General features: G+C 61.4%; 12 protein-coding genes and 1 pseudogene. 2 read left to right on the forward strand and 11 right to left on the reverse strand.

Going from position 1 to position 14,961, the window contains the following annotated elements; all coding sequences use genetic code 11:
* Positions 1–163: 163 nt before the first annotated feature.
* From OUZ45_RS11805 to OUZ45_RS20855, 5 genes are all read right to left on the reverse strand, one after another.
* The gene (locus OUZ45_RS11805; protein ID WP_266170297.1) at positions 164–667 is read right to left on the reverse strand and encodes a DinB family protein; all 504 of its coding nucleotides are present in this window, start codon (positions 665–667) and stop codon (positions 164–166) included.
* Between the two features lie 83 nt (positions 668–750).
* Positions 751–1,149 carry a type II toxin-antitoxin system PemK/MazF family toxin gene (locus OUZ45_RS20850; RefSeq protein ID WP_425601687.1) on the reverse strand — a complete coding sequence of 133 codons (399 nt, stop codon included), beginning with the start codon at positions 1,147–1,149 and terminating at the stop codon, positions 751–753.
* Between the two features lie 1,213 nt (positions 1,150–2,362).
* On the reverse strand, positions 2,363–3,211 hold the full coding sequence (locus tag OUZ45_RS11810; RefSeq protein ID WP_266170299.1) for an arginase family protein: 849 nt from the start codon (positions 3,209–3,211) through the stop codon (positions 2,363–2,365).
* A 21-nt stretch (positions 3,212–3,232) separates the two neighbouring features.
* A complete protein-coding gene (locus OUZ45_RS11815; protein WP_266170300.1) occupies positions 3,233–3,655 on the reverse strand; it encodes a hypothetical protein in 423 nt (140 codons plus the stop codon).
* 64 nt (positions 3,656–3,719) lie between these two features.
* A complete protein-coding gene (locus OUZ45_RS20855; RefSeq protein ID WP_425601688.1) occupies positions 3,720–3,968 on the reverse strand; it encodes a DUF7336 domain-containing protein in 249 nt (82 codons plus the stop codon).
* 366 nt (positions 3,969–4,334) lie between these two features.
* On the opposite strand from OUZ45_RS20855, the gene OUZ45_RS11820 reads away from it, so the two are divergent.
* Both OUZ45_RS11820 and OUZ45_RS11825 read left to right on the forward strand, forming a co-directional pair.
* Entirely contained in the window at positions 4,335–6,572 is a 2,238-nt protein-coding gene (locus tag OUZ45_RS11820; RefSeq protein WP_266170301.1) for an NADP-dependent isocitrate dehydrogenase, read from the forward strand.
* Positions 6,573–6,818: 246 nt separating this feature from the next.
* Complete coding sequence (locus tag OUZ45_RS11825; RefSeq protein WP_266170302.1) at positions 6,819–7,529, forward strand: ArsR/SmtB family transcription factor; 711 nt, start codon at positions 6,819–6,821, stop codon at positions 7,527–7,529.
* Positions 7,530–7,549: 20 nt separating this feature from the next.
* On the opposite strand, the gene OUZ45_RS11830 is transcribed toward OUZ45_RS11825, so the two are convergent.
* The 6 genes and pseudogenes from OUZ45_RS11830 to OUZ45_RS11855 form a co-directional block, all read right to left on the reverse strand.
* The gene (locus OUZ45_RS11830; protein ID WP_266170303.1) at positions 7,550–9,214 is read right to left on the reverse strand and encodes a hypothetical protein; all 1,665 of its coding nucleotides are present in this window, start codon (positions 9,212–9,214) and stop codon (positions 7,550–7,552) included.
* Between the two features lie 58 nt (positions 9,215–9,272).
* A complete protein-coding gene (locus OUZ45_RS11835; RefSeq protein WP_266170304.1) occupies positions 9,273–10,211 on the reverse strand; it encodes a DUF2167 domain-containing protein in 939 nt (312 codons plus the stop codon).
* Between the two features lie 129 nt (positions 10,212–10,340).
* Positions 10,341–11,714, reverse strand: coding sequence for an ATP-dependent RNA helicase DbpA (gene dbpA, locus OUZ45_RS11840; RefSeq protein ID WP_266170306.1), 1,374 nt, complete (start codon positions 11,712–11,714; stop codon positions 10,341–10,343).
* Positions 11,715–11,754: 40 nt separating this feature from the next.
* Positions 11,755–13,176: a DUF2867 domain-containing protein gene (locus tag OUZ45_RS11845; RefSeq protein ID WP_266170307.1), complete on the reverse strand. Its 1,422-nt coding sequence runs from the start codon at positions 13,174–13,176 to the stop codon at positions 11,755–11,757.
* Positions 13,177–13,253: 77 nt separating this feature from the next.
* The gene (locus OUZ45_RS11850; protein ID WP_266170308.1) at positions 13,254–13,574 is read right to left on the reverse strand and encodes a metalloregulator ArsR/SmtB family transcription factor; all 321 of its coding nucleotides are present in this window, start codon (positions 13,572–13,574) and stop codon (positions 13,254–13,256) included.
* A 109-nt stretch (positions 13,575–13,683) separates the two neighbouring features.
* Positions 13,684–13,869 (reverse strand): annotated as a pseudogene (locus tag OUZ45_RS11855) (23S rRNA pseudouridine synthase F); the annotation flags it as partial.
* Positions 13,870–14,961: the final 1,092 nt, after the last annotated feature.

Below are 14,961 nucleotides of genomic sequence, written 5' to 3' on the forward strand. Positions count from 1 at the left end.
TAGGCGGCGCCTGAGGTGTCCGCCTTGACGAATAGTTTGATATCAGCGTGGCGTTGTATCTCAACCTGAGATTGCAAGCCCGTGCCGTAGAAGGTACAGGAGGCCGCTTCGATAGAAGGGGTGGGCGGCACTTGTTGCATGCGAGGAGTCCTGCGCGGTTTCGCTAAACGCCGAGTCGCCGCTCGGGCTCGTACCTGTGTAGGAATTTCGTCAAGGAGTCGGGCGGAGAGTTGACGCCCATGCCTTCGAGCATCTGACCGACACTCCCGCGGTGATAGCCACCATGCGTGATGACGTGCAGCAACATCTCTTCGCAAGCCATTGAGCCTCTGTTGCCGTCAGTGAATGTGAAGTTCACGCGCTCCTTCAAACGTTCGGCGCTGACGCTGGATACAAACTTGATATACCAGTCGTCCGTGGCACTAACGATCTCACGCAACTCTGGCAAGTTTGGCGTTTGTTCGCTGTGTGTTGCCTTGAAGAGCGCGGCAGCGCCGGTCAGGTGGCTTTGAAAGATGCGATCCACGACGTTGACGTGGTCGAGCGTATGAAGCATGGCGCGGAATTCACTGGGATGCCGCCGCGTATCGAACTTTGTGAGGGCGGCGTGGAGTTCCGCGTTAGCCCAGGCTTTGTATTCGAACAGTGAGACGAGAACGCCGTTCATGGCGAGTAGATTCCCTTCTGGTTGTGTCTATGTGCGATACGGAACCGACTGAGTGACGCGTAACGCTTGAGCTAGCCAGGGTTCTAACCGCGGCGATGAAAGGCACCTTGGACAAAACCTAACCCAGCCACAACCTGATCGATGCGTGCTTGCGACAGCGACCCAATATATGCGCCCAGCCGCGTCTTGTAGACACAGGACACTTGTGAACTGACTACGACACTTTGCCGCTCCAAGCCTCCCTCGCCTGGCTCCAGCAGGACATTGCCAGGCTCTGAGGCCTTGTGGAGGTTCGTACTCAGGGCACAAACGATGACAGTGCCAATGCGAGAGTGATTGAAGACATCCTCTTGCACGATAACGTGAGGGTGGGGTGATCCCGGGAGCGAGCCTCTGGTCTCATCGGCGCCGATCCAAAAGATGTCGCCGCGACTAGCGATGCGAGGATCAACCCCGGGCTGGGGGGTAACTTCTCTGTCCATGCGGCCTAACGTTCGACATGAGCGGCAGACGAGGGTCGTAGCGCCTTAGCTGTCCGCTTAATGGAGGGGATGGGTGCCGCTGCTTGACGTAGCACCTCATTGAGAACCACAACCAGGTGAGTTCTTTTCGCGGGTGCCTTGACCTTTGCAGGAAGGCGGCTCAGCCAATGGCTATTTGGACCTGTGCCTGGCCCTCTTTGGTTGGAAAGGCGCTTAGTGGTTGGCAACGGCTTGAGCGATAACACGCGAATGCATTCCTTCAGTTGGGCTTCTGACGAGAACCGAAGAACAAACCCCTCGAACTCGACGCACACAACCGCAAAGCCCTTGTGGGGCACGTAAGGTGGAGCTTCGGGCAGATAGCGCTCTGCGTTGCTCCATGAACCCTTGCCTTGAGCGATGTGCACCCAGTAGGCCATGGGCGACCAGCGCCAGTTTTCGGTGTACTCCACCCAGTGCTTATGTGTAGCCATAAGGCACCTAACGCCTGAGTTAAGCGGCGCGCGGTAAGCGCGTCCGCTTGGACGAGTAGTTAGGCGCCATTGTTAGGCGCCCCCGAAGCCCAGACTACCCCATTGGCACTGACTTCAAGGCCCGGGTGTCTAGTAGTTAAGCGCCAAGGTTTGGACGAGGTGTCGTATTGAAGGATTTCGTAGTTGCGACGGCAGGTTTGCCAGCTCTTACAGGGAGCAATGTTTGGCTCTTGGTCCCACCGCATACTGGCCAATCGTCGTAGCTCGGCTTGCGCTCCTTCCAATGAAGAGTGCTCACTTTGCCACTCGGCATGTTCCCGATCCTCGATGATGAATCGTGTGCTCATGTTTAAGTGACTAACACCTGAGTTAAGCGGCGCACTGTACGCGCGTCCGCTTGGACGAATAGTTAGAGACCATGCAGCGCGGCGTGGCCGATCGTAGCAGGCGCCACATAGAATCCTACTGCCTGCAAATTTCTCGGAACGACTCGCTCCAGTCACCAGTGCCACCGTCCTCGTGAAGGTGCACCTCTTCGCAGGCGAAACACCAGACGTCCCCTTGCGGCTCACCTGACCAAAAGAACCCAACCCTTTCGGCCATATCGAGCGCACGAACAAGGTGCTGGCAAACGAAGGTTGGCTCTTTCTCCCCATGTGCATGGCATTCCATCGTGTTGCTCATGGACTCTAACGCCGAATTAGGCCGGTGCGCAAAGCGGGTTCGACTTGAATGAATGGTTAGGCCGCGCTCGCATGAGTCTTGATCATCATTCCGGCGATCTCTTTCAGTAGTTTGGTCGCCACCAGGGCAGTCATGTTTGAGATGTCGCAGCGTGGGTTGTACTCGACGATGTCCGCCGCGACGATGGGTTGATCGATTCTGTGGATGAGGTCAATGACTTGTCGAGTCGATAAGCCGCCGGGCTCTCGGTGCGAAACGCCAGGTGCAAAAGCGGGGTCTAAAGCATCTATGTCCATCGATAGATACACAGGCGTTTGCAAGTCTAGTTCCAGTTCCCGCGAGCAGTGGCCAGCCTCGACGTATTCGACACCAAATCGGTCAAACTGGGCGCGATGGTGGTCGTTGATGGTGCGAAGACCTATCTGAATCAGGCGGTCGGCAAGCCCTTCTTCCATGATTCTCGCGAAGGGGGATGTGTGGGAACGAGGGTTGTCCTGATAGCTGTGATAGATATCGGGATGCGCATCGATATGCAGAATGGTGAGCTTCGGGTGTCTCTTTCTGACAGCTCGCATGATGGGATGCGTGATCGCATGATCTCCGCCTAGGCAGATCAATGGATTGCCTGTGTCGAGAACGCGGCCAACCCCCAGTTCGATGGCCTCCCAGTGATCCAGCGAGTCATTGAACTGAATGTCTCCGTGGTCGATCAGCCTACCCACCTGTCCTAGATCGGTGCCTGTCTCTGTCCATAGGCTATATGCGTCCGAGTGCAGTTCAGGGCGAATGTGAGCGGGACCTTCAGCTGCCCCTTTCATGAAGGAAGAGTTGCCGTCATGAGGGATTCCGAGCATAGAAATACTAACCATTGCGAGATCCTGTGTTCCGGTTAGCGGCGTGGTCATCGAAGCGACCTAACGCCTGAGTTAGGCGGCGGCGAAGCCGTCCGCCTTGAACGAATTGTAGGTGCCATCTTGCCGGTCCAGCCGGATTGCGGCGACTTGGGAAAACAACGCCTCCAGCCTGAGCAGGCCAGGGCAGGACGCGAGGCCCACCTCTAGCTCCGTTGGCAGAGGTACAGCCGGCTCTGCGATCCGGACATAGCAACCCTGCTTATCCGACCAGTCATAAGCGTAGAGGCCAGCCCACGAGTAGCTTTGCCATACAGCATCAGTACCCCAGCCCACAACCGCTAGAGCATCTCCAATTGCATCGTGCGCTTTCGCTACGGCGAGCACTGATTCCGGAACAGGGCCGCGGCCCGCGGTGGCGAAAATGGCGAAGTGGCCATTCTTGTCGGTCGCGAACCAGTCGAACTCTGTGGCCTCAATCTCGCGTGATGTTTCCATGGCATCGAACGCCTAAGTTAAGCGGCGCGCAGTACGCGCGTTCGCTTGGGCGAAATATTGGACCTCATACCGTAGCGTATCCCTCTGTCCAATGGTCCTGATCGACATCGTATTTGCCAATGTGGAACCCTTGGTCATCAGAGCACATTGAGGGATTGATGATATGAGGATGATCACGGAAGCCCGGCAGCTGCCTTAGACGGTGAACAGCAGCATGTGCAGAGGGCTCTGAGCTGTATACCCCAAGCATTTTGACGTCCTCTTTACCGGAGGCGAGGACGTGTAGATGCTGGAGGACGAAGACTTTGCTCATAAGGGCTAACGCCTAAGTTAAGCGGCGCGCGGTACGCGCGCCGGCTTGGACGAACTATTCGGGGAAAAGTAGAGCCGAACCCCCTCCCTGGCAAACAGATAGAAAGGCCTGGCGCGGGCGACTACAAGGCCGACCAGCATGTACGGGGCAGTTTCCCCGCACCCCTATGTGGTCCATGGCGTGGGGGTGGCCTGCGCTTTCCCCTGCCCACCGAAAACGCGACAATGGGCAGCTTTCACGGATTCCAACGGCCTTTCGGGCGGTTGATTCCGGACGTTCCGGCGCCACATGCGTCGCGCGGCTCCAGGCCACTCGGGCGGCAGCCGTTTCCCATCCTGATATGTCGTTGCACGAGGTCAATGCAGAATGTCGAACACGCCGAAGATCATCTACACGCTCACGGATGAGGCTCCTTTCCTCGCCACGCATTCCCTGCTGCCGATCGTCGATGCTTTCACCGCCGCGGCGGGCATCGCGGTGGAGACGCGCGACATCTCGCTCGCCGGCCGCATCATTTCGCAGTTCTCGGATGTGCTGAAGGACGAGCAGAAGATCGCCGATGACCTCGCGGAGCTGGGCCAGCTGGCCACCACGCCGGAAGCGAACATCATCAAGCTGCCTAACATCAGCGCGTCGATGCCGCAGCTCAAGGCCGCGATCAAGGAATTGCAGCAGCAGGGTTATGCGCTGCCGGACTACCCGGAGGCGCCGTCCGACGTGAGCGACTGGAACGTCCAGGCACGCTACGACAAGGTCAAGGGCAGCGCGGTGAACCCGGTGCTGCGCGAAGGCAATTCCGATCGCCGCGCGCCACTGTCGGTGAAGAATTACGCACGCAAGCATCCGCACAAGATGGGCGCCTGGAGTGCCGATTCGAAGTCGCACGTGGCGCATATGGACGGCGGCGATTTCTACGGCAGCGAGAAGTCGGCGCTGATCGATCAGGCCGGCAACGTCAAGATCGAGTGGTTCGGCAAGGATGGCAGCCAGGCCGTACTGAAAGAGAAGACCGCGGTCCTCGCTGGCGAGCTGATCGATGCGTCGGTGATGAGCAAGAAGGCACTCGCCAGCTTCGTCGACGCGCAGATCGAAGACGCGAAGAAGCAAGGTGTGCTGTTCTCGCTGCATCTGAAGGCGACCATGATGAAGGTCTCCGACCCGATCATGTTCGGCCAGGTAGTCACCGAGTTCTATAAGGACGTGCTGACCAAGCACGCCGACACGCTGAAGAGCATCGGCTTCGATCCGAACAACGGTATCGGCGACCTGTATGCGCGCCTCGCCTCGCTGCCGGCCGACCAGCAGGCAGCCATTACCGCCGACCTGCAGGCCGAGTACGCCAAGCGTCCGGCGCTGGCGATGGTGAATTCCGACAAGGGCATCACCAACCTGCACGTGCCCAGCGACGTGATCGTCGATGCGTCGATGCCGGCGATGATTCGCGACTCCGGCAAGATGTGGAACGCCGAAGGCAAGCTGCAGGACACCAAGGCGGTGATTCCGGATCGCTGCTACGCCGGTGTCTACCAGGCAGTGATCGACGACTGCAAGGCACATGGCGCTTACGACCCGGCGACGATGGGCAGCGTGCCCAACGTCGGTCTGATGGCGCAGGCGGCCGAGGAATACGGTTCGCACAACAAGACCTTCCAGATCGCCGCCGACGGCGTGGTGCGCGTCACCGACACCAACGGCAACGTGCTGCTGGAACACAACGTGGAAGCCGGCGACATCTGGCGCATGTGCCAGACCAAGGACGCCCCGATTCAGGATTGGGTGAAGCTGGCCGTGAGCCGCGCGCGCCTGAGCAACACGCCTGCCGTGTTCTGGCTCGATCCCGCACGCGCGCACGACACACAGGTCATCAAGAAGGTCGAGCGTTACCTGAAGGACCACGACCTCAGCGGGTTGGACATCCGCCTCCTGGCGCCGGTGGACGCCACTCGTCTCTCGCTGGAGCGCATCCGCAAGGGCCAGGACACCATCTCCGTGACCGGCAACGTGCTACGCGACTACCTCACCGATCTGTTCCCGATCATGGAGCTGGGCACCAGCGCCAAGATGCTCTCCATCGTGCCGCTGATGGCCGGTGGCGGCTTGTTCGAAACTGGTGCCGGCGGCTCCGCGCCCAAGCACGTGCAGCAGTTCCTGGAAGAGAACTGCTTGCGCTGGGATTCGCTGGGCGAATTCCTCGCATTGGCGGCATCGCTTGAGCACTTGAGCAATCGCTACAACAACGCCGCTGCCGGCGTGCTGGCCAAGACCTTGGATCAGGCCACTGGCAAGTTCCTCGACAACAACAAGTCCCCGGCGCGCAAGGTCGGCGAACTTGACAATCGCGGCAGCCATTTCTACCTGACCTTGTATTGGGCGCAGGCGCTGGCTGCTCAGGACGAGGATGCTGCGCTCAAGGCGAAGTTCGCCCCGCTGGCCAAGGTGCTGACCGAGAACGAAGCGAAGATCGTCGGCGAGTTGAATGGTGCGCAGGGTAAGCCGGTGGACATCCAGGGTTACTACCACCCGAATACCGCACTGGTGACCGAGGCGATGCGGCCGAGTGTGACGTTCAATGCGGCGTTGGAGTTGCTGGCGGCTGTGCACTGAACCAGTAGATATGGAAGCTGCAAGAACGGGGCGCTTTGGCGCCCCGTTTCTTTGTGGGAGTGTCGCAAGGGCGTACCCCTCCCCAACCCTCCCCTGCAAGCAAGGGAGGGGGCAGGTCGAAGCAAGCTTTTAGCTCCTCCCCTTGCTTGCAGGGGGAGGCTGGGAGGGGGTGAGCCCTCGCGACAGCCCCACGACGTTTCGCCTCGCAGCGAAGCGTTCGATTGGGCAGCGGACTAGACTCCGCGCATGAGAGACGCGACCTCGTTGAACCGCTATCAGCTGGCCGAAGTGGGCGCCTTGCTCGCCGAGCCAGCGCGTGCCGCCATGTTGCTCGCACTATCGGACGGCACGGCACGTCCGGCTGGCGAGCTTGCCCAGGCGGCCGGCGTCGGCGCGGCCACCGCCAGTGCGCATCTCAAGCGCCTATTGGAAGGTGGTTTGCTCGCACTGCATGTGCAGGGACGGCATCGCTATTACCGGCTGGCGGACGACGATGTCGCGGCCATGCTGGAAGCGATGGCGATGCCGCGCGCGAGTAGTGCCACGTTGCGTCCGGCCGGCGGCGATGCCGCGGTGCGCCGCGCACGCACCTGCTATCGCCATCTGGCTGGGCAACTGGGTGTGGCTTTCTGCGAGACGATGCTGGCGCGCGGCTACCTGCATGCTGCCAGCGAGGGTTTGCAGTTGCTGCCGGTGGGTGCGGAGGCTTTGGTCGACGCCGGGTTCGATGCGGAGGGCACCGCGAAGCTGCTGCGACTCCATGGCCGCGGCTGCCTGGATTGGACCGAGCGCCGGCTGCACGTGGGTGGCCCGCTAGGCGTGGCGATGACGGTGGCGATGCTGGATGCCGGGTGGTTGCGTCGCGCTTCGCAAGGGCGCGCGCTGGTGCCGAGTGCGGATGGCCTGCGCCGGCTTGGCAGCCTGGGTGTGCGGCTGGACGAAACGGGGCCGCGCTGATCTGAGCGGTCGCTTCGTTGTTAGTCGATCTCAAGCAGCAGCGTGCGCAGCGCCATGTCGTTACCTGATGACGGGGACACCAGCAGGCGGTCGAGCAGCGCAAGCTGACGTCGACAGAACAGTGGGAACGGTTCCCTGGTTTTGGCGCCAGCCACTAACGGTGGTGGCGGGGTGAGGGGGGGCGCCTTGCGCATCTGCGCCAGTTCGCGGGCACCACGCAGCCAGTCGTCCTGGTTGAGCTCTTTAGGGTGCGGTATGGAAAGCAGGCCGATGTATGCCGAGCTGGTGCGCTGGTAGAAAGCGTCGCCCTGGTCGCCCAGCTTCACGCCCATGCCGGCGAGGTATTCACCGCAAGCCTTGTCCGAAAGGTGCTCGCGGATCAGCGTCAGCAGATCGCGCTGTGCCTCGGCGAAGTGGCGCACGTTGTCGTTGGGCGCTGTGCGTAGTGCCCGGTTACGCGCCGTGTGCAGCGTCTTCCACAGCGAGTTGGTATAGCCATCGATGCGCTCCTTGCGCGTAGCTCTTCGCTTCACCTCGATGTTCATTTGTGTCCATGCATCGAACACGGCGGGCTGCTGTCGGCGAATCTGCTCCAGTACATCGGCCATGCCGCGCATGACTGGGCTCTCGCGGTAAGCCCAGAGAAACTGTTCGCCGCGCCAGTCAGCGGCAGATACCTCGCGGTCACGCAGTTGGATGCCAGTAATAATGCCGTTGGCGAATAGTTCGTCGCTATCGGGCGTGTAGACGTCCGTGCCCTGCTTGGCGAGGGCAAGACGGATGAAATCCGGCGAGGCACCGCGCTGGATCATCAGCTTTTTGTAGTTCTCTTGTTGCTCGGCAAGGTAGTCGTTAGAGAATTGCGTATCGAGCATTGAACGCAGCTGGTGGAAGCCCAGCGTCGACGTCGGCGCCACCAGGCGCTTCGCGCCGCCGAGAAAGGCCAGTGTGCATGAACTGGCGCACAGCTTGTCGACCTCTACGGTGATGTCCGGGCGAGTGACAAGGAAGTCGTGCAATTGCATGCCGTTATCCACGTCGCCGCCGCGGCTGTCGAGAACCAGGCGGTGGATCAGCGGATGTTGTGCGAACGCATCCTTCACCTCCTGCGCGTAGCCGACGCCGATGGAGCCGCGCGCAACGATGGCGGTCCCGCCGGGTGCGACGCTGATGCTGAAATCGCTCATGCCTCGCTGCTCGGCGGCAGCATGAGCCAGCGAACGTACCGCTTTGACGGAGCCGATGGTGTTGCTGATGAGGCCGAAGATCGCCAGCACCATCAGGATATTCACGGGAATCGCCCAGCGGCTTCCACTGAGAGCGGCCGAACGCAGGATGCCGACAACCTGCCAGATGGACACGGCCAGCCTGGACACGCCCCACGCCAGTGAGATCACCAGCACTGAGGTAAGCGTAGGACGCGCCGACTGCAGCCACGCGATCAACACGCGTTCGACAAGGGTCAGTACAAAGCCCAGCAGTACGCCGTTGAGCCAGTACGCCTGCGCCAGGGGCAGATCGCCACGCCAATGGGCGAGGATGTAGTGGGGCTTGCGGACCCTGGGACGATACGGTGCCGCCAGCGGCGTGGGGATCATGGGCGCCGGCAGGGGGGTGGCCTGGCCGGCATCCCGGGCAGACGCTGTGTCTGAAGCGGAGTCGTCGTGCATACCCGGATGGTTCACGTCCTTGCGCTCCCAGGTCAGGGCATGGCCGCTTGCGCGGCGGCCATGCTTTACAACGTTATTCCGCCTTCTTGCGACCGAACAGCTTGGAGATGGCGGCACCGATCGCGGCAACGCCGAGAATCACGAACTTCTTCAGCGCGAACAGCAGGGCGCCGAGCTTGGCGAACAGGCCGGCTTTGGCGGCGATACCGCCGGCCACCAGCGCACCGATGCCGTACGCCGCCAGTTTGTCGGTGCTGGAGTTGTAGTCGGTATAGCGCTGGCCGGTGTCGAACTCGGCCATTTCCACCACCTGCGGCATGTCGGCACGTACCTGCGCCAGCTGACCGATCGGTGCCACCGCGTTGAGCGAGAGATAGCCGTGGCGGCCGAGCACGCGGATGGCGTAGTTCAGCGATTCGCCGTCGGTCGACCCATCGGCCTTCTTGAACTTGAGGTTGCGCGCCCAGTACAGCTTGTGACTCGTCGCGTCGTAATGCGGCGGCTCGGCCCAGCCCACCAGTTCGATCGCCGGATAGCCTTGCTTGAGGCGCTCCTTGTTGTCGTCGGTGGTGGCCTCCTTCATGTCCTTGAGCATGTCGTCGTAGTTGATCTTGGCGGCGTCGGCATCGGACACATAGCCTTCGTCGACGAAGGTCACCACCACGGCCCAGGTCTTTTCCTCCAGCAACGTGTGCATGTCGGTGCTGGGCAGGATCATGCCGAGGACTTCGCTGTCGGGCGGGTTGTCCCACAGCTCGGAAAGCACGCGCTGGGCTTCCTTGGCGGGCAGGAAGCTGTAGCCGGATTCCAGCTTGAGCGTGGCCTTTGCGCCGGGAATCGCGACATTGCCGGTGGCTGGGTGCAGCGAGCTTAGAAAGGCTTCCGTCTTTGACGCGGCGGCGGCGGGCGCTTCGTCGGCAGCCGGCGCTTCGTCGGCGGCAAGGGCGAGTGCGGGTGTGTGCCACGCGAAGGCAGCCAGCAGGCCGAGTGCTGGTAACAACTTGCTTGTCATGTTGAGTTCCTGAATATCGTCCGTTGATACACGTCCGGTGCGGACGCGGGCCGCCGCTTCCCCAATGGCGCGGCGGCTGGAAGGCGTTTTAGCAGGCGGGCTGGGAGAGCGCCAGCCCCTGGTGTGTTGCTACAGGGCGCGTACGCGAAAGTTGCGGCCCTTGATCTTGCCGGCGCGCAGCCGCTCCAGCGCCTTGTTCGCCAGGTCGCGCTTGATCGCCACATAGGCGCGCGTGGCGTACACGTCGATCTTGCCGATAGTGTCGGCCTTCAATCCCGCATCGCCCGTGAGCGCGCCGAGGATGTCGCCGGGGCGCAACTTGTCCTGCCGGCCTGCATCGATCACCAGGGTTTTCATCGGTGCCAGGTGCAGCGTCTTGCCGCGCGGCGGACTGATCTTGAGCGGATGCCAGGGCAGCGGCTTTCCGCTCAACGCTTCGATGTTGTTCGCCTTGGGGCGCTCGCGTGTCGTGCACAGCGTGATCGCCAGTCCGGGATGGCCGGCGCGGCCGGTGCGGCCGATGCGGTGCGTGTGCGTGTCTGGGTCATGCGCGATGTCGTAGCTGATCACCTGCGGCAGTGCGGTGATGTCGAGGCCGCGCGCGGCAACGTCCGTGGCGACCAGGATGGAGCAGCTGCGGTTGGCGAAACGCACTAATACTTCGTCGCGGTCGCGCTGTTCCATGTCGCCGTGCAGGGCCAGCGCAGAGAAGCCGCGGCGGTCCAGCTCTTCTGCTACGGCGTCCACGTCGCGACGCATATTGCAGAACACCAGCGCGTGGTCGGCATGTTCCTTCACCAGCAATTGCGCGAGCGCGTCGATTTTCTGCGCGGGGTCCACTTCGTGGAAGCGCTGCTCGATAGTCACCTCGTCGTGCGGCGTTTCCACCGTCACTTCCACCGGCTCACGCTGCATGCGCTGGCTGATCGCGCGGATCTCCTGCGGATAGGTGGCGGAGAACAGCAGGGTCTGGTGATGTTTGGCAATGCGTCCGACGATGTCGTCGATGGCCTCGGAGAAACCCATGTCGAGCATGCGGTCCGCTTCGTCCAGCACCAGCACCTTGATGCCGCCACCATGCAGGCTTTCGCGCTTCAGATGCTCCTGCACGCGACCCGGCGTGCCGACCACGATATGCGGATCGTGCGTCAGCGAGGCCAGCTGCGGCCCCAGCGGCATGCCGCCGCACAGCGTCAACAGCTTCACGTTCGGAATATTGGCCGCCAGCTTGCGGATGGCCTTGCTCACCTGATCGGCCAGCTCGCGCGTGGGGCAAAGCACCAGCGCCTGCAGCCGGATCGAATCGACATCCAGCGTCTGCAGCAGGCTCAACCCGAACGCCGCCGTCTTGCCACTGCCGGTCTGTGCCTGCGCAATCACGTCCCGCCCCTCCAGCATCGGCGGCAGGCTCTGCGCCTGCACAGGCGTCATCTCCGCATAGCCAAGGGTTTCAAGGCTGGCGAGCAGGGAGGGCTTGAGGGGGAGGGTGGTGAAGGCGGTCATGCGACATGATCGCACCTACCTGCCGGGAAGTCTTGGCGCGTCAGGTGGCCAGCACCCGGAGATCCATCTTTTTCGGGGCAGATTGCCGGAGAAAGGCGTGTTCCGCGGCCATACGCAACATTGTTGGACTGACGTGGCGCCGGTGCACCCGTTCGATCAAGGCGATATACGCGTGACCGAACAGGTTCTTGCAGTGCACGCGTGTACCCAGTGTCAGCTCCACTCCGCCGCCCTCGACGAGACGGACGCCGACGCAGGAGCGAAAACGGAGATGTTTGTCATCGGCGCCGAGAATGACCTGCGCGTGGCGGTCTGCGGCGTCGACGGATTGCCGGATCACGGGGAAACGCCGATCGAACAACTGATCGGTGCGTGTCGCCAGCAGGGACGATACCGGGCATCCGAGGGGTGACGTACGCAGGCCAAGCGGCCTGACCAGGGCATTACGCAGCGCCATCATTTTCGAAACGCTGGTCGGCGGGTTTTCCAGAAAGCCATCAAGCAATGCGCTGAGCACCCGCGAAGCACTCGTCGAGGCGAGCACTTTATCGCTCAGCCGGATGCTGAACATGTCTTCGTGTTGATAGGTTTCGTTGAGCTGGGTGCGGAGCAGCGTGTCTTCGGGAAGTGCCTCGAGCTGCGCCACCGGGAGCCGCGCCTCCGTTTCGGCAAAGAAGCCGTCGGCGTGCCGCCAACGACTCAAGGCGCCACGCACCCGTCCAACCCAGCTGCGCAGCGTGCGACAGAGTGCGCTCTGCAGCGAGCCCGGTGGGGCATTCAGTGCAAGGGTCATGGTCGGTACTTTGCGAAGCGCCGTGAGCTCTCGTTCCATCCATGCCACAACGGGCGGAGGGAGCAATTCGGTGAGCGAAGGAATCGATGCCTCATTCGCCAACACCTGTTGCTTCAAGGCATCGGGCAGGTTTCCGCCAAGCTCGTTGGTATGGCAGGACAGCGCGAAAAGCGCCGGGTGGCGGGAGCCTGGGTCGAGCGATGCGAACTGATGCCAGGTCTCACCACTGAAGCGCACGGTGAACATGCAGTCCGGCGGGATGTTGATGTGGCGGAGCCTATGAAAGAAATGCCCGGGATCGTGGTCCAGTTCTTCCAGCGTGGCGGTGGAGAAGCGCAGCTGCGCGCCGCCGCTCCCGGAGATGGCAGTGAACACACGATGCCCCGCATGGCGATGGAAGGGATGCCCCTTGGCACCGACGGCGAAGGTGTAGAGCGAGGTTGGGTCGCCCCTTTCGAAATCCGTGCCGGCCAGTTTGGCGGAGGGTTCGTCGAGAGCATCGATGAAATCGGCGTGTGCTTGCTGGCGCGTCGTTGCGCTGGCGAATAGCTGATTGCCCGCGCCAGGACCCAGTTGCGCGATCAGCGAGACCTCCACAGGGAGGCCGCCTGACGGAGAGGGGATGCGGGCGGAAGGGAATGTCTCGACTACGCGTGCCTTGCCCGACATGGAATACCCCGCTTTGGCGCCATCGCGTTACCGATACTCGGTCGCCGGATTGGAATGTTGTTCGTAGCGTTTTGCTCTCAGCCACCCTGCTTGCGGGAGGCGAGCTTGCGTGATTCGCGCTTCAGCGGGCCGGCGGTGGGGCAGATCTCAAAGGCGAAACCGGTGAGGGTGTTCACAAGGTTGTCTTTGTTGAGTCGATACACCACGTATTGCCCGCGTCGCTCGCTGCTCACTAGGCCGGCCGTTTCGAGCAGCGACAAATGACGCGATATCGCAGGAGCGCTCATGGCGAACCGGCTCGCGATCTCGCCGGCAGTCAGTTCCTGTGCCGACAGATAGGCCAGGATTTCGCGGCGAGGGCGGGAAGCAAGGGCTTCGAAGATGCGGTCGGCGGCCATCAGCTATTAAGCAATTAAGACATTAGTTAAATGTATAAGCCTGGCATCAGCCCATGTCAAGCGTGTTGAACGAAGGTTGGGCGTTTTGCAGCGGGTTATGAGTAGGCGGCTACCACTGCGTCCGATTCGGCAACAACCCCTTCAACTCCGCTTCGGTCAGGTTGCGCCACTGCCCGGGCTTCAGATGGCCGAGCTTGACGTTGATGATGCGTACGCGGCGCAGCTGGGTGACGCGATAGCCGAAGGCGGCGGCCATCAGGCGGATCTGCCGGTTGAGGCCCTGGGTGAGCACGATGGCGATCATGAGTGCAGCGGCTTCGTCCAAATCGACGATGCGCATTGGGGTGGCGAACGCCGCGGCGGCGGCACGGGGCGCGGCAGCTCGGACGAAACCCCGTTTGTGGCGGCCGTGCAGTGCGCCCTCGAGGGTTACTGGGTGACCATGCGAATGGGCACGTTGCCCCGATTTCGCAAGACCGTGCTGGGGGGGGGCGAACGGCCATCGGGTGCCGAGCACGGCGGTGGTGTCGGATGGACTGAAGTGCTTTCCGGTCGTCACCGACGCCGATTGCACGCAAATCGCCACTCCCGCGGGCGGCGACGCGCCCAACCATGGCCATCCCATCTCCTGGTGAGTCCGCACGATAGCTGGGCAACGTCAATAACGCGTTGCATTGCACCTACCATGCGCTGCGCCCCAATACCTGCAGTGCTACTTGTCCGGACTTTGCTAACGATTCAATCGGCGCTTAGATCTGGCGGCCTTGGTGCAGCGCCTAATCGCCGCTGCGGCAAGCACTCCACCGCTGATCTATGAGCTTGCAACCTCGGATGCGCTACGTGGGAAAGCAGCAGGTCTTCTGGTGTGCTCTTAAGTGGCCACCAGGCATAGGCGCAGTCATCCTGCAACACCCATTAGTGAAGGCGAAATCCTACTGTCTATGTGGGCTGATGATTCGCCTGTCATGGCCTGCCGCCGACTGGACCTGGGGATAGTCCTTCATCAGCCATATGCGGGAACGTCGACGGTTTGTAAAAAGACAAGTTAGTTAGTGGGTTACAAGATAATTAGCTGGCCGTTGCGGGTTTCAAGTCACTACTCAAATGCTATGCGATAAATAACGATGGAAAATTCGGAGCATCAATATGGGGCTCTTGATCATTTCGGTTGAGAAGAAAAATGTATGAATTCCGGTGTTATGGTTAATTTGCCTTGCTGCTCAATCTATGAGCTTATCCATCGAGGCAGTCGGGCGGGTTGCGGCGGGGCCGCATCCCCACTCATTTCAAACAATCGAATGAAGGCCATCACAATGAACCGTATACTCGATCTGCAACAAATCGGTCCTTACGAGAACACCGACACGGTTGACCCCACAGCACTTCC

Source organism: Dyella subtropica, assembly GCF_026283965.1.
GTDB lineage: Bacteria > Pseudomonadota > Gammaproteobacteria > Xanthomonadales > Rhodanobacteraceae > Dyella_D > Dyella_D subtropica.

Bases quoted from the DNA above. Each gene is read 5' to 3' on its own strand.
- OUZ45_RS11820 (WP_266170301.1), top strand. From the start codon at position 4,335: ATGTCGAACACGCCGAAGATCATCTACACGCTCACGGATGAGGCTCCT.
- OUZ45_RS11805 (WP_266170297.1), bottom strand. From the start codon at position 667: ATGAACGGCGTTCTCGTCTCACTGTTCGAATACAAAGCCTGGGCTAAC.
- OUZ45_RS11850 (WP_266170308.1), bottom strand. From the start codon at position 13,574: ATGGCCGCCGACCGCATCTTCGAAGCCCTTGCTTCCCGCCCTCGCCGC.
- OUZ45_RS11835 (WP_266170304.1), bottom strand. From the start codon at position 10,211: ATGACAAGCAAGTTGTTACCAGCACTCGGCCTGCTGGCTGCCTTCGCG.
- OUZ45_RS20855 (WP_425601688.1), bottom strand. From the start codon at position 3,968: ATGAGCAAAGTCTTCGTCCTCCAGCATCTACACGTCCTCGCCTCCGGT.
- OUZ45_RS11815 (WP_266170300.1), bottom strand. From the start codon at position 3,655: ATGGAAACATCACGCGAGATTGAGGCCACAGAGTTCGACTGGTTCGCG.
- dbpA (WP_266170306.1), bottom strand. From the start codon at position 11,714: ATGACCGCCTTCACCACCCTCCCCCTCAAGCCCTCCCTGCTCGCCAGC.
- OUZ45_RS11825 (WP_266170302.1), top strand. From the start codon at position 6,819: ATGAGAGACGCGACCTCGTTGAACCGCTATCAGCTGGCCGAAGTGGGC.
- OUZ45_RS20850 (WP_425601687.1), bottom strand. From the start codon at position 1,149: ATGGACAGAGAAGTTACCCCCCAGCCCGGGGTTGATCCTCGCATCGCT.
- OUZ45_RS11845 (WP_266170307.1), bottom strand. From the start codon at position 13,176: ATGTCGGGCAAGGCACGCGTAGTCGAGACATTCCCTTCCGCCCGCATC.
- OUZ45_RS11810 (WP_266170299.1), bottom strand. From the start codon at position 3,211: ATGACCACGCCGCTAACCGGAACACAGGATCTCGCAATGGTTAGTATT.